Below are 17455 nucleotides of genomic sequence, written 5' to 3'. Positions count from 1 at the left end.
ATGTTGCAGATTTATTGCCGAATCGCGGCTGGGCTTGTCGTTGCCTTCTTTCTCTTAATTAGCTTGCCCGCTCGGGCGGTTGAAGTGACCGAAGTGACCAGTCCCGGCGGTATCAAGGCTTGGCTGGTTGAAGAGGCCTCCATTCCGATTGTCAGCATGAAAGTTGCCTGGCGGGGCGGCGCTAGTCTCGACCCTGCTGACAAGGCGGGCCTCGCCTATCTTGCTTCCTCTACCATGGATGAGGGGGCCGGAGAGCTTGACAGTAAAAACTTTCAGGAAAGATTGTCTGACCTCGCCATTCAGCTCAGCTTCGATGCCAACAAGGACAGTTTTTCGGGCAGCCTTAAGACATTAAGCGAAAATACCGAGGAGGCATTTCGCCTTTTCGGCCTGGCCATAACGGGCCCGCGTTTTGATGATGAGCCCGTGGAACGTATTCGCGGCCAGATTCTTGCCTCTCTTAATCGAAAACTTTCTGATCCGAACAGTCTTGCCGGACGTGCCTGGTTTGAACTGGCTTTCGGAGACCATCCATACGCCCAGCCATCCGAAGGAACGATCGACACGATGGCTGCGATTACCCGCGATGACCTCGCCGCATTTGCGAAGACTCGGCTGGGTAAGGACAATATGCAGATCGGCGTTGTCGGGGATATTTCAGCAAAGGAACTTGGTGTCCTTCTTGATAAGACATTCGGCGCATTGCCGGAACAAGCAGGCATTTCCGCAATCCCGCAGACAGAACCTCTTCCTGAAGCAGCAATTAGGATCATCCCGCAGGATATTCCGCAAAGCGTGGTCATTTTCGGGGGGCAGGGCGTAAAACGCGATGATCCAGATTATTACGCGGCCTATGTATTGAACTATATTTTGGGTGGGGGGAGTTTTCAATCCCGATTGACTGAGGAAATACGCGAGAAACGGGGCCTGGTTTACTCCGTCTACAGCTACCTCTATCCAATGAAGGCGGCTGGCCTGCAAATGGGAGGCTTCGGGACAAGTAATGCCTCGGTAAAAGATGCACTTGATCTGGTTGAAGTCGAGCTTCTGCGTATTCGTGAACAGGGCGTAACGAAAGAGGAACTTGCTGCGGCAAAAACCTATCTGAATGGTTCTTTTCCGCTCAGCTTGTCGTCCAATGACAGCATCGCAGATATTCTGGTCGCTATGCAGTTCAGCAATCTTCCGATTGACTATCTGAATGATCGGCCCGCCCTGATCAATGCGGTTAGTGAGGAGGATATCAAGCGCGTCGCACAAAAGCTGCTTGATCCGGAAAAGCTGATTGTTGTCGTCGCAGGAAAGCCGGAAAATCTTGAGGCGAAGGGTGTGGGCGCCGAAAAGAATTAGGCCGATCCCCTAGGCTGACCCGCCCAATTTTGCTAAGGTATTTCTGAAAATTCCTGATGGATCGACCATGCCTTTAAGACGCTTGCCCGACAATATTGTAAACCAGATCGCCGCAGGCGAAGTGGTGGAGCGGCCTGCTTCCGCTGTCAAGGAACTGGTGGAAAATGCAATCGACGCTGGCGCAACTCAAATTGACGTTGTAATGCGCGATGGCGGGCGTTCACTGATTACGGTCACGGATAATGGTAGCGGGATGAGCGCGGAAGAGCTTGAGCTTTGTTTCGAGCGGCACGCAACGTCCAAGCTTCCCGATGATGATCTTGTCTTCATACAGAATTTGGGATTCCGCGGGGAAGCCATCCCCTCCATTGCCTCGGTGAGCCGTATGTCCATTACGACCCGACGGGAGGGAGCGGATACCGCCTGGAAAATGACGGTTGAAGGCGGGAAGAAGATTGCGCCGGTACCCGGTGGCGGACAGAAAGGAACGCGGGTCGAGGTTCGGGATATATTCTTCGCAACACCGGCAAGGCTCAAATTTTTGAAAACGGAGCGGTCGGAGTTCGGCGCGGCGCTTGATGTTGTTCGGCGACTCGCTATGGCTTTCCCTGCAATTTCCTTTTCCTTGACGGATGAAAACCGGACGGCCCTTCGTGTCGCAGGATCAGACGGCGACCTCTTTGATGCTTGGCTGGATAGGCTTGGCGCTGTTATGGGACGGGAATTTGCGGATAACGCCATTCGGATCGACGCGGAGCGTGATGGCGTTAAGCTGGCGGGTTATGCAGGTGTGCCGACCTTTAACCGGGGTAACGCTACCATGCAGTTCATGTTCGTCAATGGCCGTCCGGTGAGGGACAAGCTTTTTACTGGAGCTGTTCGCGGTGCCTATATGGATTTGCTGGCACGCAATCGCCATCCCTTGCTTGCACTGTTTCTGGAGGTTCCTGCGGATCAGGTAGATGTTAACGTGCATCCCGCCAAAGCCGAAGTACGGTTTCGTGATTCGGGTGGTGTTCGCGGACTGATCGTGGGATCGTTACGCCACGCACTGGCGGAACATGGTCATCGCGCCTCCTCCACCATTTCCGGTCAGGCGTTGGGCGCGTTCAGGCCGAATAATACCTTGGTTCCTATGCAGCCATCTAACCGTCCGGCAGCGAGCTGGGGGCGTTGGAACGAGAACCAATCGGCCACACTGTCATCAGGGATGGCGGAGGCAGGCGCAGAATACCATGCCCCTCTCACGGCTGAGAGCCCTCCGGTCGCGCGGAGCATTGACGAAACGCCCCTGCAACAGGAGAAGGTACATGCGCTGGAACAATATCCTCTGGGTGCCGCGCGTAGCCAGCTTCATGAAACCTATATCGTCGCCCAGACTACGACTGGCCTTATTCTTGTCGATCAACATGCGGCGCATGAACGGTTAGTGATGGAGCGGATGAAGAAGCAGTTGGCGGAGAAAACCGTCGCGCGACAGATGCTCCTCTTGCCGGAAGTCGTTGAACTTGATGAAGTGTCGGCAAATCGTGTCGCGGAACGGGCGGAGGAACTGGCGGAGATGGGATTGATGTTGGAACCTTTCGGTGTTGGGGCCATTGTGGTGCGGGAAACGCCTGCCATGCTAGGTGAGTGTAACATCAAGGGGTTGGTGCAGGACTTGGCCGATGATTTGGCGGAACTCGATACAGCACTGTCGCTGAAGGACCGGATGGACGATGTCTGCGCGACAATGGCCTGTCACGGCTCTGTGCGGGCCGGCCGGCGGCTCTCCATCGATGAGATGAATGCCCTGCTGCGAGAAATGGAAGTTACGCCCCATAGTGGCCAGTGCAACCACGGAAGGCCTACCTATGTGGAATTGCAACTTGGTGACATTGAAAAATTATTCGGACGCCGGTAAAACCTTTTGCTGATAATAACCTGAACAAGTTGACGTAAATGGACTCTGCGCACGGGCTGAAATTTGATGTGGTCGTCGTCGGCGCAGGTGCTGCTGGGATGATGTGCGCGATCGAGGCGGGAAAACGCGGTCGTAAAGTTCTCCTCCTTGAAAAAGCTGAGAAATGTGGACAGAAAATACTGATCTCAGGCGGCGGTCGCTGTAATTTCACCAACCTTCTTGCAGCGCCCGAAAAATTCATCTCCGACAATCCGCATTTCTGCAAATCTGCGCTTCGTCAATATACGCAGTCCGATTTTATCGCCCTAGTCGAAAAACACGGCATCGCCTATCACGAGAAGAAACTGGGGCAGCTTTTTTGTGATGAAAGCGCCAAGAAGATCGTCGCAATGCTGGAGGCGGAATGCGATGCGGCCGATGTCATGATTTGGCGTGGCACCGGAGCAGAACGCATCGATCAGAAAGAAGGCTCATTTCTGATCCATGCGGGTGGACAATCTATTAAGGCTGAAAGCCTTGTCGTCGCTACGGGAGGCTTGTCTATCCCGAAACTCGGAGCGAATGATTTTGCTTATCGAATGGCTAAGACTTTCGAACTACCGCTTGCCCTGCCGCGTCCAGGCTTGGTGCCCTTTACGTTTGAGACTAAGGATAAGGACCGCTTCGCGGGACTAACGGGGGTTTCCGCCGATGTTGTCATCCATATTGGAAAAGTTCAGTTCCGGGAAAACCTCCTTTTTACCCATAAGGGTTTAAGCGGTCCTGCAATTTTGCAGATATCGTCCTTTTGGCAGCCCGGTGAGGCCATTCAGATCGATTTCCTCCCCAATGTTGATCTTGCCAGCCTTCTGAAAGAGAAGCGGCAAAGTCAACCAAAGCTCAAGGTTGGACATCTATTAAAGGAGTATCTTGCAAATCGATTGATAGGGACTCTCTTGCAGGATGCCAGTGACCTTCCCGAACTTGGCAATCTATCGGACAAGAGAGTTTTAGAGATAGTAAATAATATTAAACTGGTTAAAATATATCCAAATGGAACAGAAGGATATGCCAAGGCGGAAGTGACCGTTGGCGGTGTCAGTACGGGGGCGCTGAACTCAAAATCCATGGAGGTAAAATCAGTTCCCGGACTTTTCTTCATCGGGGAGGCCGTAGACGTTACCGGATTTCTCGGTGGATATAATTTCCAATGGGCTTGGTCATCCGGGTTCGTCGCGGGACAATATGCCTGAACCCCGGAAGCGAGACGATTGGCTGGCATTAGCGCCAGACCTTAGCATTGGGGGAGAAGCCTCCATTGAGGAACTGACTTTTTCCAGTTCCATGCTATCCGACATATCCACTTCTCTTTGGGAGGACGGATATCTCTCCCTACCTCCCTTATTTGATCCGAGTGAATTGGCGTCGGTAAGGGATGCGATATTCGCTCTATTCGAACAGGATATCCCGCCAGTTTATATATATCTTTTTGATCAGCCCTGGTGGTTGTTTGCGCGTTTAGGCCCCTTGCTTCGCCATTTTGTCGGTGAGAATTTTGGGGTTCTTCCTAATCTTTGGGCTTGGCATCTGAACCGTGAAGGCGCGCGGGGCTGGCCACCGCATCGCGATTGTGATGCCATGACCGTCTTCGGAGAAGGAGAGGATGCGGTTCTGATGAGCCTGTCACTCTGGCTTCCACTGACGGATGCGGATGAGAGTAACGGCTGCATGTACATAGTACCTCAATCGAGGTATGAGGCAAACAGCGCGTCGCAAAAAGCCGATCTTATGGACGCACGATCGCTTCCGGCAAAGGCGGGATCTGTTCTCGGGTGGCCACAAGATGTTTATCATTGGGGCGGATCATATACGTCGGCGGCGAAGAACCCGCGGGTTAGCCTTTCGCTTGAATTTCAAAACAGAGCCTTCGATCCGCTTGCCGACCCTTTAATGGATATGGGTAAACTTCCGCCGTTTGAGATACGACGCAGCCTTATTCAGGATCAGTTTGCGAAGTATCGCCATATTGATCCGAATCTCGGCGCAGGAAAATAAGCCGCGCCGCGCCGTATTTACGATCTTTCAACAGCCTGAATTCTGGCGGGATATCGACATTTTCTTTCGCCGCTATTTCAATCACGATGATGGCGTCAGGTTTAATCCAGCCATTTTTCTTGAGCGCAACAAGAGTCGGCGCGGCGAGATTCTCACCGTATGGCGGATCCATGAGGATAAGATCGCATGGCATTCCCGGTTTTCCCGGATTAGCGGCATCTCGCCGGAGAATATCCGTACAATTGCGGGCGCTCATGTTTTTCACATTCTGTTCGACAAGCTTCAGGCTTTCCGAATGGTTGTCGAGAAAGGTGACATGGACAGCCCCTCGCGAAAGCGCCTCCAGCCCAAGCGCGCCAGTTCCCGCAAAAACATCCAGCACGATGGCGTCGTTGGGAAGCAGGCCATTTTCACCGCGCATTTCTGAATCATGGCCGAGTATATTGAAAAGAGCCTCCCGCGCGCGATCAGAGGTGGGGCGCACCCGCTTGTCTTCCGGCAGGACGAGTTTCTTGCCTCTAAATTTCCCACCAACGATGCGCATCAGCTTGATTTTTTTGGGGAAGTGCGGGCTTTTAAGGTTCCTTGCTTGCGCGGCGCAGTCGATGGGCGCGAGGGGGCGGTCTTGGGCTTTAGGGATCCCTGTCGTTTGCCACGCGGGGGGCGCTGGCCCGTATTCGCTTCAGCGGCTGGGTCCTCGAATTTTTCGACACCCATCTGTTCCCGCAGGATTTTGGATCTCACTTCATCTACGGCACCGGCGGGCAGATCGCCTAGCGACATGGGGCCGTAGGATGTCCGGATCAGCCGAGATACGGAATAGCCAAGATATTCCATCACTTTACGGATTTCCCGATTCTTTCCTTCCCGAAGAGCAATGGTCAACCAGCTATTGGCACCCTTGGTGCTGTCGATGGTGCCTTCAATCGACCCATAGCGTACACCCTCTACGGTAATGCCTTTTGCAAGTTTTTGCATGTCGGAGTCTCTAGGGTGCCCATGGACACGGACGCGATACTTCCGCTTCCATCCAGTGGCCGGCAGTTCCAGCTTGCGGGCAAGTTCCCCGTCGTTGGTGAGCAGCAGCAGTCCTTCTGAATTCAGGTCAAGACGGCCGACGGATATCACGCGCGGTAAATCTTCGGGCAGTTTGTCAAAGACGGTGTCGCGGCCTTTTTCATCCTTGTGACTCGTCACAAGACCCGGCGGCTTGTGGTAGCGCCAAAGGCGTGGACGCTCCAGTGCGGGGATCGCCTTGCCATCCACCGTTATGTTGTCCTCTGGCGCGACCGTAAAGGCGGCACTTTCCAGAAGCGTCCCGTTGACGGTAACACGGCCGGCTTCGATCCAGCGTTCTGCTTCGCGGCGGGAGCAGAGACCGGCGCGTGCCATGCGCTTTGCGATCCGTTCTTTTTGAGGGGATTCTGTTGTCATCGGTCAGGCAGCAGACGCAGTGACAAAGGCGTCGATAATCTGTCGATCGCCGTTTGAAATCAGGTATTCCGGATGCCATTGAACACCCAGACAGAAGCGATAACGGCTATCCTCGATCCCTTCGATCACGCCGTCCTCGGCAACTGCATTGACGATGATATTCTCGCTAATGTCCTTCGCCGCCTGATGGTGGGCGCTGTTGACCGCGAGAGTGTCGGTGCCGACAATCCGGTGCAGCAGGGTGCCGGAGGTAACCTTGACAGTATGTCCGGCCTCTGTCCGTGGGTTGGGTTGTTCATGGGCGAGGGGATTTTCCACTTCATCCGGGATATGCTGGATCAATGTGCCACCCAATATTACATGCAGAAGCTGTTGCCCTCCGCAGATGCCGAGCACTGGCTTGTTCGCGGCCAGCATCGCCTCTGTGATATTTTTCTCGAACAGGGTGCGCCGATCCTTGGTCACGACTGTATCATGCCGGGTTGTCGCGCCAAACATGCCGGGGTCAACGTCGAAAGCGCCGCCAGTCACAACAAGCCCGTCGAGCGTTTTGACATAGTCTTCCACATGGTCAGGTTCGTGCGGCAATGCCAGCGGAAGTCCGCCACCAGCCACAATGACATCAGCATAGTTCTGCCGAAGCGCGTACCAGGGCATATTCGAATAGCCGCCCGGATCCTCTGAATCGAGGGTTATGCCAATTACAGGAATACTCATGCTTTCTTTTAGTCCTCTCTTGCCGACAACTCAACTCGCCTCTTTGACTATCTTCCCATAAAATATCTAAATTTCTATTGCTTGACGGCGATGGAACGAATTGCGAGTCTCCGAACATGGATCATGAAATTGTCGATTATATGGAAATGGCGCTCAGCACCGCCGAGATTGCCGGGCATCGCAACGAAGTGCCAGTTGGGGCAATCATTGTGGATACCGCGTCAGGGCGCGTCATCGCGAACTGCGGAAACCAGATGGTAGGTAGAAGCGACCCCACCGCGCATGCGGAAATGCTGGCGCTTCGCGCGGCGGGCAATATGATCGGTAGTCAAAGGCTTGTGAACTGCGATATCTACGTGACACTTGAGCCCTGCCCGATGTGCGCAGCGGCAATTTCTCTCGCAAGAATAAGGCGGCTCTATTTTGGTGCTTATGATCCGAAGGGGGGCGGTGTCGAATACGGTGCACGCATCTTTGATCAGACCAGTTGTCATCATCGACCGGAAATATACGGCGGCCTGCAGGAAAGCAAATCGGCGGCGCTTTTAAAGAATTTCTTTGAAACAAGACGCTAAATATAGAAAGATGGTGTCAGAATTAATCATAACAAAAACCTGAATAACAAAAAAGGGAACAGCGAATGATCTTCGAATATTCGGACAAGGTAAAAGAACTGCAAGCTAGGGTGCAGGCTTTTATGGATGAGCATGTCTATCCAAATGAACAGCTATTTTATGATCAGGTGGATGAGGGCGATCGCTGGCAGCCGACAGCAATTGTCGAAGAGCTGAAAGAAAAGGCCAAGGCGGAAGGTCTCTGGAATTTGTTCCTGCCTGAAAGTGACCGTGGGGCAGGCCTTACCAATCTAGAATATGCACCGCTCTGTGAGATCATGGGGCGGGTCAGTTTTGCACCGGAAGTTTTCAACTGCTCGGCACCGGACACCGGTAACATGGAAGTGTTCGAACGCTATGCGAATGACGATCTGAAAGAGCGCTGGTTAAAGCCGTTGCTCAATGGCGAAATTCGCTCAGCTTTCGCCATGACGGAACCCGCGGTTGCCTCGTCAGACGCGACGAATATCGAATCGGAAATTACCCGTGACGGCGATGAATATGTCATCAATGGCACTAAATGGTGGACCTCCGGTGCTTATGATCCTCGCTGCAAAGTTCTGATCTTCATGGGAAAAACGGACAAGACTGCATCGCGCTATAATCAGCAGTCCATGATTGTTGTGCCGATGGATACCGACGGTATCAATGTGAAGCGTTTTCTGCCGGTGTTTGGCTATGACGATGCACCGCATGGTCATGCAGAAGTGGAGTTTAAGGATGTGCGCGTTCCGGCAGATCATATTCTGTTGGGTGAAGGGCGTGGTTTTGAAATTGCGCAAGGTCGCCTGGGCCCGGGCCGCATTCACCATTGCATGCGCCAGATTGGCGTCGCCGAGCGTGCACTGGAGAAAATGTGCAAACGCGTGAAATCCCGCGTTGCATTTGGTAAACCCATTGCGGAGCAAACGGTCACGCTGGAACGTATTGCGGAATCTCGTGCGATGATCGAACAGGCACGGCTTCTCACATTGAAGGCCGCCTATATGATGGATACGGTCGGCAATAAGGAAGCGAAAGCTGAAATTGCCATGATCAAGGTGGTGGCACCAAATATCACCGGTAAGATCATTGACTGGGCAATTCAGGCGCATGGCGCGGGCGGTGTTAGTGATGACTTCGGCCTCGCCTTTGCCTATGCCCATTCACGGACCTTGCGACTTGCCGATGGCCCGGACGAAGTGCATCGCAACCAGATTGGCCGGTTGGAGCTTAAAAAGCACGATTGATTTGCGGCTTTCAGGTACTAAAGACGTGGAAGAGCTTCCTTTCTGGGAAGCTCTTCTTTTTTCTGTGCAGATTTTTCCATAGCATGAAGTTCTGCTTTTCCTATATACAGGCATGTTCCTGTTTATAGCGACGTAATATTAGGCCTTTTTAATGATCAAGTTTTTGGGTTGGATAATGCTGGGCATCATTGTGATTGTTGCCGGCTTTTTATATCGGTATGAAAGCCTTGATCCTTGTGAATGGCTAACCCAGGACTTGACGGCTCATGCAGGATTGCAGCCTGTCTCTGGGCTTGGCGAAGCCGCAGGATTGGTTATGGAGCCGACGGAGTGCATCCAGCGTTGGGCTAATTTGAGGATTGAAGACGCCGAAAAACATTAAGTGAGCAGGATTTCCTCAAACGGATAGTGGGTCATATTTTCGTAACCCTCCTCGGTGATTACGACTTGCTCCTCCAGTTTGACGCCTTCCTCCCCTCCTTCGGCACCGATATAAGCCTCAACGCAAATCGCCATACCGGGCACCAGCTCATACTCGAATGCCCCTTCGTGATAGTCTTCCGGATAGGCAATATGCGGCCATTCATCGCAAAGACCAACGCCATGCATCTTCACGGAGTAGCGGGAATTCACAAATTCCTCTGAAAGAAGATGTCCGCCGAAGACGATCTCTTTAAATGGAACGCCCGGTGCCAGAAGTTTCATGTTCTGTTGAATATGATCATAGGCATACTGATACAGTTTTTTTTGTTCGGCTGTTGGCGTTCCATCGCCGATAAACCAGGTGCGGGAAATATCCGCGCACATACCGAAGCAACCGACCAGATCCGTATCAAAAGCCAGCAATTCGTTATTTCCGATTACCCGCGGACCGCATTCCTGAAACCACGGGTTGGTGCGCGGGCCTGAGGCAAGTATCCGGGTCTCGATCCATTCTCCGCCGCGCTTGATATTTTCAGCGTGCAGAACGGCCCAGACGTCATTCTCTGTTAGCCCGGGCCGGGCAATGCGCTGCATTTCACACATTGAAACTTCTGTTGCATGGACGGCGCATCGCAGGGCTTTGATTTCTTCCGGCTGTTTGATGGCTCGAGTCTTTTCCGTGACTTCCTCTCCATCAAAAATCCGTAACCCTATTCTTTCAAGGGCGCGTAAGCCATGGATCTGGATCTTATCCACGGCAAGCCGACGGTTACTGCCCGCATGCTCCCGCATCAAGCCATCGATCTGGGCTGCGAACCGTTCCGCATTCTCGACGGACTTATCCCCGCTCGTAAAATAAAAGAAGGAGGCGCCGGATCGTGTCTCGCGTACCAGTGGGTTGAAGGCAGTTAGTAGATCATTGTCGCCGAAATCCCAGACAACCATATATCCATCCGCCAAAACAAGGCAGGCCCGGAATGGATTATGCGCCGCCCAAAGCTGCATATTCGTCGTGTCGGAGGCAAACCGGATGTTGAGCGGATCATACATGAGAATACCGCCGTAGTCCCGCGCCTGAAGTGCCGCGACAAGACGGTCTAGACGCTGTGCGCGCATGACACTGAGGTCGGGAACATCCAACCCCGCCGCCGCCCATTCGTCAAACGCGAGTTGCGTCGGACCGATCTCGACACGGTTATTATCCAGCGGCGTTCCGTCTGGTTTTGTTAAAGGACTAAGTTGACCGCCAGTGGTTTTGCGGCCCGAAAAGATATCGCGCTTCATTTGCCAGCCCCCAAAGCCCAGGCGGGCGCCGCAGGCTCAAAAAGTGGTCACTGAAATCACGATATCAGAAAATTATAATATAGAGCAACATGGCTGCGACTAGTTATAGCTGGCTTTCGACCTTCTGCCAGCCGAGTGTGGCTAGCATATTCGTGAATTCCGCATACTCTTCACCGACCGTAGAACTGGCATTGCCGTCTAGTCCACGTTTATAGACACCCTGAACAATAGCGGCGGTGCGGAAGAGCGAAAAGGCCATGTAAAAGGCCCAGTTCTCAATACCGTCACGTCCTGTGCGGTTGCAATAGGCGTCAATATAGGCTTGTTCCGTTGGGATGCCCGTTGCCTCGAAGTCGACTCCAACAAGACCGCCATTTCGCGGATGTATGAAATGATAATTCATACAGTTGTAGGCGAGGTCAGAAAGCGGGTGCCCGATGGTGCAAAGTTCCCAATCGAGGACCGCGACTACTTCTGGCTTTGTTGGATGTACAATCACATTTCCAAGCCGGTAATCCCCGTGGACAATGGTGCTGTCATCGCTATCCGGTAAATTCTCGGGGAGCCATTTAATCAGGTTCTCCATTGTCTCCAGATTGTCGGTTTGGGACGCGCGGTATTGTTTTGTCCAACGGCCGATCTGCCGCTCGAAATAGTTTCCCCTCTTGCCAAAATCCGAAAGGCCTACCGTGTCAATATCGACTTTATGGAGATTGGCCAGAGCTTCGTTCAATGAATCGTATATTGCGGCACGGATATGTGGCTCTGCGCCTGGAATATCAGGGGACAGGATAATACGGCCTTCTACCTTTTCCATGATATAAAAGGCGGTTCCAATAATGCTGTCATCTTCGCACAGGCAGAAGGTCCGGGGAACGGGAACATCGGTATTCTGAAGCGCCGAAATAACTTTGTATTCGCGGTCAACCGCATGGGCGGAGGGAAGGAGATTTCCCGGCGGCTTTTTCCGCATTACATAGTCCCGCTCGGGCGTATGCAGTAAAAATGTCGGATTGGACTGTCCGCCCTGAAACTGATTGATCTGGAGTGGGCCCTTAAATCCGTCCACATTCTCCGTCAAATAGTCAAACAACGCTCCTTCATTGAACTTGTGCATTTCCCGAACCGGGATGATCTCCACTCCGTCGCTCATAAACTTCCCTTTTACTTTATTAATTCTTTTTGGGAGAAGGCGCGCGTTCTACGCACCCTTAATAATTTTTTCGGCCTGTTCCCATCCCCGCACCGCCAATGGCTTCACGCGGACCGCGACATCCGCTGCATTCTTGTTCGCGGCCGTTCCGTCTTTTACGCGGCCGACAATGCCCTGAAGGATAGCAGCGAGGCGGAACATGTTATAGGCGGCATAAAAATCCCAGTTCTCGATCCCGTCGCGGCCAGTTCTTTCGCAATAGGTGGCAACATATTGCTCTTCTGTAGGGATGCCGAGTGCGGGAAGATCCAGACCGTTTAGGCCCCGGAACAATTCCGGCTCCAGCCGCCAGGTCATGCAATGATATGAAAAATCGGCAATTGGGTGGCCCAGCGTGGCCAGCTCCCAATCGAGAATGCCCATAACCCGGTGGGTTTCCTTATCAAGCACTGTATTGTCGAGGCGGTAATCTCCGTGAACAATCGCCGTTTCATCGCCGGGCGGAATATTATCCGGTAACCAGGCCATAAGGTTATCCATTGTCTCAATGGTTTCTGTCTCCGATGCCCGATACTGTTTCGTCCAGCGATTAATTTGCCGCGCGAGATAGTCTGTAGGTTTGCCGAAAGTTTCAAGGCCAACGGCTTTGTAATCAACCTGATGCAGGGCAGCCATGCCAGCGTTCATGCTGTCAAAAACGGCAACCCGATTGGCTTTCGAATAGCCGGGCAGGGACGGATCCCATTCGATATCTCCGTTGAGAAATTCCATGACATAGAACATGGTGCCGATGATGGTTTCATCTTCGCACAGGCAATATGTTTTTGGCACTGGAACGTCTGTATTGGCGAGGGCCGTGAGTACCCGGTATTCCCGGTCTACCGCATGTGCCGACGGAAGGAGTTTGCCGGGGGGCTTACGCCGCAGTACATACCTGCGATCAGGCGTCACCAGCATGTAACTGGGATTGGATTGTCCGCCCTTAAATTGCGAAACCTCTAGCGGTCCCTTAAAGCCAACAACATTCTTTTTAAGATAATCTTCCAATGGTGCAACATCGAACTTGTGGCGCTCACGCACTTCCATTGTTCCTGAAAATTGAGCTGAATCGTCGGACATTGATGCCCTTTCTTGTTATTTTATTGACCCTGTTCCTCGCGCTTAACCGCCCGCCATCCGATATCTGATCGGCAAAAACCTTGCGGCCATTCAATCGCATCGACGCCACTATACGCCTTTTTTTGTGCTTGTTTAACGGTTTTTCCCAATCCAGTGATTCCCAGCACACGGCCTCCCGTTGCCAGGATAGCATCGCCGTCGCGTTTTGTGCCCGCATGGAAGATAAGAACGTCGTCAATTGCAGCGGCCGCGCCAAGGCCCTTAATGGCAGAATTCTTCTCATAGGATCCGGGATATCCTTGGGCCGCCATAACAACGACAAGAGCCGTTTCATTCCGCCATTGAAGCGTAACATCGGCAAGCCCTTTATCTGCTGTCGCTATCAGGGCTGGCAGTAAATCGCCTTTGATCCGTGCACATAGCGCCTGACATTCAGGATCGCCAAAGCGAACATTATATTCAATGAGTTTTGGCCCATCTTTCGTGATCATCAGTCCGGCATAAAGTACGCCGGTAAAGGGAGTGCCACGGTTTTTCAGGGCGGTAATGGTTGGCATGATAATCGTTTTTATAGTCGCATCGACCATCTCTGGCGTCATAACCGGCGCGGGGGAGTAGGCGCCCATGCCACCTGTATTCGGGCCTGTATCGCCATCGCCAACGGCCTTATGGTCCTGCGCCGTGGCAAGAGGAAGTACATTTTCACCGTCGGTCAGCACGAAAAAGCTGGCCTCTTCACCTTCCATAAATTCTTCAATCACAATTTCGGCGCCCGCGCCGCCGAAAAGGCCGCCAAAAATTTCGTCTATCGTTTCATTGGCCTCTGTCAACGTTTCTGCGATAATGACGCCCTTACCTGCAGCGAGACCATCCGCCTTGATGACAATCGGAAATGTATTGCTCGCCACATAAGCTTTCGCCTCATCGGCTTTATCAAATCGCTGATAGGCGGCGGTCGGGATGTTATTTTCGCGGCAAAGATCCTTCATAAAGCCTTTGGAGCCTTCCAGCGCGGCGGCCGCCGCGCGTGGGCCAAAGCTCTTTATTCCCGCATCGGAAAGCTTGTCGACCAGGCCCAACACAAGTGGGACCTCGGGGCCGACAACAACAAAGTCGACAGCTTCCTTTCGGCTGAAATCGACGATTTTCTTGATATCTTCTGCCCCGATATCGACGCAGTCCGCAACTTCTTTGATCCCGCCATTACCCGGGGCGCAGAAAAGCTTTTCAACCAAAGGGGATTTTTTCAATGCCCAGCATAGTGCGTGCTCACGACCACCGGAGCCAATAACGAGTACTTTCATAATATTTTGAACTAATTTCCTTTGAACGACAGTGTAGAGTTTGTAGCATACTGTGACGGCAGGCCAAACAATCTTGAAGGAAAATCGTGTCAGATAATCGGAACCCGGGATCATCAAATATCCATGAATATACCGTTTCGGAGCTGAGCAGTTCGCTCAAGCGAACAGTTGAGGATGTTTTTGGCCATGTCCGCGTTCGCGCGGAAATATCTGGTTTAAAACGGGCGGCGTCCGGTCACGTCTATCTGACACTAAAGGATGACAAAGCTGTGCTGGACGGTGTGATGTGGCGGGGAACAGCAAGTAAGCTCAGCTTCCAACCCGAAGATGGTCTCGAAGTAATCTGTACCGGTAAGCTGACGACATATCCCGGACGGTCTAAATACCAAATCGTGATAGAGGCGATGGAACCGGCGGGCGTTGGTGCCTTGATGGCCCTGCTGGAGGAGCGGAAGAAAAAGCTTGCGGCTGAAGGGCTGTTCGACCCATCGAATAAAAAGGACCTGCCGTATCTCCCGCAGGTAATAGGTGTTGTTACCTCCCCGACCGGGGCAGTTATCCGCGACATTCTACATCGCCTGCGCGATAGGTTCCCGACCCATGTATTGCTCTGGCCGGTGCTGGTTCAGGGGGAGACGGCGGCAGGCCAGATCGCCGCCGCCATACGCGGGTTCAATGCCCTTCCAGTGGATGGTCATATTCCGCGACCAGACCTCCTGATTGTTGCGCGGGGCGGCGGAAGCCTAGAGGATCTCTGGGCCTTCAATGAGGAGGAGGTGGTGCGCGCGGCAGCTGAGAGTGTCATTCCGCTTATTTCCGCTGTCGGTCATGAGACTGATACAACGCTGATAGATTTTGCGTCGGACAAGCGTGCACCCACGCCAACCGCAGCAGCGGAGATTGCTGTGCCGGTGCGGTCAGAACTGATCGCTTATGTGGATGACCAGGAGCGTCGTATCAAGCGGAGCTTGAGCCGATCAATTGCAGACAAGCGCGAACGGCTCGCGGGCCTCTCGAGGGGATTGCGCGATCCCGCGTCGCTTATCGCTGAGAAAGTCCAGCATCTTGATCATCTGGAAAGCAGACTTCGGCAATCGGTTGTGAGCAACCTCAATTTCAAAGGGCAGCAGTTTAGCGGAGCGAGAGCAAAACTACGGCCACAACTCCTAGAGCGGTCGATGAAGCAATATGATGAAAAGCTGATCCTGATTGAACGTCAGATGGCGAGAAGCATGTCTATAAAACGGGAGCGTGCCGAAGAGCGATTAGGTGCAACAACTCGTTTGCTCGAAAGTCTTTCCTTCCGGCGGGTGTTGAAGCGCGGATACAGCATCGTCTGGGATGACGCGGGCAAGCCAATTTCTTCGGTTCAGGGTGCCACTCCGGGCCGGGCCGTAGAGGTGGAGTTTTCAGACGGCAAGGCCGCTGCGACAATTTCTGGCGAGACGGGGAGTACGTCGTCGGGTCGGACACCCAAGAAGGCGCAGAGGAAGCCGGGCGAGCCAAAACAGGGAAGCCTTCTATGAGGGGTATGTTCGTATTTTTCACCATTTTTTTTATTTCCCTAAATGCCTATGCTGATCGGACCAGCTTGCAGGGAAACTTCACACAAGGTGGATTAATCATTGGGGTGACAGAGCCGGATGCAGTTGTTTTCTTTGAGGGGAAACAGGTGGCAGTCTCTCCCTCTGGCCGTTTCTTGTTTGGCTTCGGACGTGATTTCAAACCGACAGCATTGCTCAAAATTCGCTATGTAGATGGGGGCGAAGAAGAAAAGCAACTCAACATCGAAAAACGGGAGTATAAGGTTGAGCGCGTTAACGGGCTGCCCCCGTCCAAAGTCACCCCGAGCGCTGAATTTCTAAAGCGGATCCGTAAAGAGAATGCCGAAATCGCCCGCATTCGATCTGTTGAAACACAGAAGGAATGGTTCCTCTCCGGCTGGCAGTGGCCTGCGGTAGGCCGGGTGAGCGGCGTTTACGGTAGTCAGCGTATCCTCAATGATATTCCGAAGCGTCCTCATTTTGGTGTGGATATCGCGGCCCCTGAAGGTACGCCAGTCGTTGCCTCAACAGACGGGCTGATCCAGATGGCGGAGGAAGATTTATATTATACCGGTGGCACCGTTATGATTGATCATGGCTATGGGTTGGTATCTGTTTACTCCCACCTTAGTAAGCTCGATGTGATGCCGGGACAATTTGTTCGACAAGGCGAAAGAATTGGAGAAGTCGGCTCGACTGGCAGGTCTACGGGTCCACATCTTGATTGGCGTATCAATTGGTTTTCAGAGCGGCTTGATCCTGAGTTGCTGCTCGGGGCGATGCCGATAAACTAGGCAGAAAATGTGTCTTTTCTGGTGACATTGGCATGCTTTTTTAGCTTACCAAGAAGGACTATGCCCCCAAGTCCGCCTAGAAAGAGAAAGAAGCCAGCAGGCAGCGGTATTGCAGAGGTTGCTTGAGAAGAGATCGGCACAGGGTCGCCCTCTTCCTTAGCATCCAAGGAATGGAGGCCAAACAGGAAACCAACCCATTTTTTGTAGAACTGGTCGCCGGTGCCAAATGGGCCGGATGAAAACAGGCCGAACTGGTCGCCTTCTTCTTTTCCAAAGGAAAGAGATACCGTTTTTCCTTGCGCAATGCTTCTAAATTTTTCGTCTGCGAATACAGTTGAAATCTCTAAATTCTGCTGTTGATGCAATTTTGAAAACCATTCTGAACGACTTTGCAGTGGTTCTGGTCCATAATCCCCATGAAGCGGAGCCGCATTTATAGTTGATGTGTATAGAAGAACGCTCACTATACAAAAAAGAGTTTTAACCAACGATTTCATATTTTCCTCTATCGGAGACCGATATCTCTCAGGGATCGTGAAATCAGTACTTTTTG

At 52.6% G+C, this 17455-nt stretch carries 17 protein-coding genes; 9 read left to right on the top strand and 8 right to left on the bottom strand.

Annotated elements, in window-relative coordinates; all coding sequences use genetic code 11:
• The 4 genes from LKE13_RS01370 (at position 1) to LKE13_RS01355 (ending at position 5287) form a co-directional block, all read left to right on the top strand.
• On the top strand, positions 1-1350 hold the full coding sequence (locus tag LKE13_RS01370; RefSeq protein WP_227947894.1) for a M16 family metallopeptidase: 1350 nt from the start codon (positions 1-3) through the stop codon (positions 1348-1350).
• Positions 1351-1417: 67 nt separating this feature from the next.
• The gene (gene mutL / locus LKE13_RS01365) at positions 1418-3253 is read left to right on the top strand and encodes a DNA mismatch repair endonuclease MutL (RefSeq protein ID WP_227947893.1); all 1836 of its coding nucleotides are present in this window, start codon (positions 1418-1420) and stop codon (positions 3251-3253) included.
• Positions 3254-3291: 38 nt separating this feature from the next.
• Positions 3292-4485, top strand: a complete 1194-nt coding sequence (locus LKE13_RS01360; RefSeq protein WP_227947892.1) for an NAD(P)/FAD-dependent oxidoreductase — start codon at positions 3292-3294, stop codon at positions 4483-4485.
• A complete protein-coding gene (locus LKE13_RS01355) occupies positions 4478-5287 on the top strand; it encodes a phytanoyl-CoA dioxygenase family protein (protein ID WP_227947891.1) in 810 nt (269 codons plus the stop codon). The genes LKE13_RS01360 and LKE13_RS01355 overlap by 8 nt, the downstream gene beginning before the upstream one ends.
• Here LKE13_RS01355 and rsmD read toward each other — a convergent pair.
• The 3 genes from rsmD to LKE13_RS01340 are packed head-to-tail and all read right to left on the bottom strand — an operon-like array spanning position 5226 to position 7438.
• Entirely contained in the window at positions 5226-5831 is a 606-nt protein-coding gene (gene rsmD / locus LKE13_RS01350) for a 16S rRNA (guanine(966)-N(2))-methyltransferase RsmD (protein ID WP_227947890.1), read from the bottom strand. The two genes, LKE13_RS01355 and rsmD, sit on opposite strands and share 62 nt — an antisense overlap.
• On the bottom strand, positions 5831-6721 hold the full coding sequence (locus LKE13_RS01345) for a pseudouridine synthase (RefSeq protein WP_227947889.1): 891 nt from the start codon (positions 6719-6721) through the stop codon (positions 5831-5833). The genes rsmD and LKE13_RS01345 overlap by 1 nt, the downstream gene beginning before the upstream one ends.
• Positions 6722-6724: 3 nt before the next feature.
• Positions 6725-7438, bottom strand: coding sequence for a gamma-glutamyl-gamma-aminobutyrate hydrolase family protein (locus LKE13_RS01340; protein WP_227947888.1), 714 nt, complete (start codon positions 7436-7438; stop codon positions 6725-6727).
• A 116-nt stretch (positions 7439-7554) separates the two neighbouring features.
• Here LKE13_RS01340 and LKE13_RS01335 point away from each other — a divergent pair, with 116 nt between their 5' ends.
• The 3 genes from LKE13_RS01335 to LKE13_RS01325 all read left to right on the top strand — a co-directional run bounded on the left by LKE13_RS01335 (position 7555) and on the right by LKE13_RS01325 (position 9663).
• Positions 7555-8013: a nucleoside deaminase gene (locus tag LKE13_RS01335; RefSeq protein WP_227947887.1), complete on the top strand. Its 459-nt coding sequence runs from the start codon at positions 7555-7557 to the stop codon at positions 8011-8013.
• A 65-nt stretch (positions 8014-8078) separates the two neighbouring features.
• Entirely contained in the window at positions 8079-9281 is a 1203-nt protein-coding gene (locus tag LKE13_RS01330) for an acyl-CoA dehydrogenase family protein (RefSeq protein WP_227947886.1), read from the top strand.
• A gap of 151 nt (positions 9282-9432) precedes the next feature.
• A complete protein-coding gene (locus LKE13_RS01325; RefSeq protein WP_227947885.1) occupies positions 9433-9663 on the top strand; it encodes a hypothetical protein in 231 nt (76 codons plus the stop codon).
• On the opposite strand, the gene dddP is transcribed toward LKE13_RS01325, so the two are convergent.
• The 4 genes from dddP to purD all read right to left on the bottom strand — a co-directional run bounded on the left by dddP (position 9660) and on the right by purD (position 14564).
• Positions 9660-10988, bottom strand: coding sequence for a dimethylsulfonioproprionate lyase DddP (gene dddP / locus LKE13_RS01320; RefSeq protein ID WP_227947884.1), 1329 nt, complete (start codon positions 10986-10988; stop codon positions 9660-9662). The genes LKE13_RS01325 and dddP overlap by 4 nt on opposite strands.
• A 103-nt stretch (positions 10989-11091) precedes the next feature.
• Entirely contained in the window at positions 11092-12141 is a 1050-nt protein-coding gene (locus LKE13_RS01315; protein ID WP_227947883.1) for a phosphotransferase, read from the bottom strand.
• A gap of 48 nt (positions 12142-12189) precedes the next feature.
• Positions 12190-13260 (bottom strand): phosphotransferase family protein, encoded by a 1071-nt coding sequence (locus LKE13_RS01310; RefSeq protein ID WP_227947882.1) that lies wholly within the window; start codon positions 13258-13260, stop codon positions 12190-12192.
• A 20-nt stretch (positions 13261-13280) separates the two neighbouring features.
• Positions 13281-14564: a phosphoribosylamine--glycine ligase gene (gene purD, locus LKE13_RS01305; protein WP_227947881.1), complete on the bottom strand. Its 1284-nt coding sequence runs from the start codon at positions 14562-14564 to the stop codon at positions 13281-13283.
• 86 nt (positions 14565-14650) lie between these two features.
• Here purD and xseA point away from each other — a divergent pair, with 86 nt between their 5' ends.
• Both xseA and LKE13_RS01295 read left to right on the top strand, forming a co-directional pair.
• Positions 14651-16090 carry an exodeoxyribonuclease VII large subunit gene (gene xseA, locus LKE13_RS01300; RefSeq protein ID WP_227947880.1) on the top strand — a complete coding sequence of 480 codons (1440 nt, stop codon included), beginning with the start codon at positions 14651-14653 and terminating at the stop codon, positions 16088-16090.
• Positions 16087-16902, top strand: a complete 816-nt coding sequence (locus tag LKE13_RS01295; protein ID WP_227947879.1) for a M23 family metallopeptidase — start codon at positions 16087-16089, stop codon at positions 16900-16902. The genes xseA and LKE13_RS01295 overlap by 4 nt, the downstream gene beginning before the upstream one ends.
• On the opposite strand, the gene LKE13_RS01290 is transcribed toward LKE13_RS01295, so the two are convergent.
• Entirely contained in the window at positions 16899-17399 is a 501-nt protein-coding gene (locus LKE13_RS01290) for a hypothetical protein (protein WP_227947878.1), read from the bottom strand. The genes LKE13_RS01295 and LKE13_RS01290 overlap by 4 nt on opposite strands.
• Positions 17400-17455 lie beyond the last annotated feature (56 nt).

This window comes from Sneathiella sp. HT1-7, assembly GCF_020731145.1.
In the GTDB taxonomy this organism is placed as follows: domain Bacteria; phylum Pseudomonadota; class Alphaproteobacteria; order Sneathiellales; family Sneathiellaceae; genus Sneathiella.
This window is presented reverse-complemented; position numbering and strand designations above follow the sequence as displayed.

Excerpts from the sequence above, each read along its gene's own strand:
- LKE13_RS01340 (WP_227947888.1), bottom strand. The coding sequence starts at position 7,438 with ATGAGTATTCCTGTAATTGGCATAACCCTCGATTCAGAGGATCCGGGC.
- dddP (WP_227947884.1), bottom strand. The coding sequence starts at position 10,988 with ATGAAGCGCGATATCTTTTCGGGCCGCAAAACCACTGGCGGTCAACTT.
- LKE13_RS01370 (WP_227947894.1), top strand. The coding sequence starts at position 1 with ATGTTGCAGATTTATTGCCGAATCGCGGCTGGGCTTGTCGTTGCCTTC.
- LKE13_RS01325 (WP_227947885.1), top strand. The coding sequence starts at position 9,433 with ATGATCAAGTTTTTGGGTTGGATAATGCTGGGCATCATTGTGATTGTT.
- rsmD (WP_227947890.1), bottom strand. The coding sequence starts at position 5,831 with ATGCGCATCGTTGGTGGGAAATTTAGAGGCAAGAAACTCGTCCTGCCG.
- LKE13_RS01330 (WP_227947886.1), top strand. The coding sequence starts at position 8,079 with ATGATCTTCGAATATTCGGACAAGGTAAAAGAACTGCAAGCTAGGGTG.
- LKE13_RS01345 (WP_227947889.1), bottom strand. The coding sequence starts at position 6,721 with ATGACAACAGAATCCCCTCAAAAAGAACGGATCGCAAAGCGCATGGCA.
- LKE13_RS01355 (WP_227947891.1), top strand. The coding sequence starts at position 4,478 with ATGCCTGAACCCCGGAAGCGAGACGATTGGCTGGCATTAGCGCCAGAC.
- LKE13_RS01315 (WP_227947883.1), bottom strand. The coding sequence starts at position 12,141 with ATGAGCGACGGAGTGGAGATCATCCCGGTTCGGGAAATGCACAAGTTC.
- LKE13_RS01360 (WP_227947892.1), top strand. The coding sequence starts at position 3,292 with ATGGACTCTGCGCACGGGCTGAAATTTGATGTGGTCGTCGTCGGCGCA.
- LKE13_RS01290 (WP_227947878.1), bottom strand. The coding sequence starts at position 17,399 with ATGAAATCGTTGGTTAAAACTCTTTTTTGTATAGTGAGCGTTCTTCTA.
- LKE13_RS01295 (WP_227947879.1), top strand. The coding sequence starts at position 16,087 with ATGAGGGGTATGTTCGTATTTTTCACCATTTTTTTTATTTCCCTAAAT.
- mutL (WP_227947893.1), top strand. The coding sequence starts at position 1,418 with ATGCCTTTAAGACGCTTGCCCGACAATATTGTAAACCAGATCGCCGCA.
- purD (WP_227947881.1), bottom strand. The coding sequence starts at position 14,564 with ATGAAAGTACTCGTTATTGGCTCCGGTGGTCGTGAGCACGCACTATGC.
- LKE13_RS01335 (WP_227947887.1), top strand. The coding sequence starts at position 7,555 with ATGGATCATGAAATTGTCGATTATATGGAAATGGCGCTCAGCACCGCC.
- LKE13_RS01310 (WP_227947882.1), bottom strand. The coding sequence starts at position 13,260 with ATGTCCGACGATTCAGCTCAATTTTCAGGAACAATGGAAGTGCGTGAG.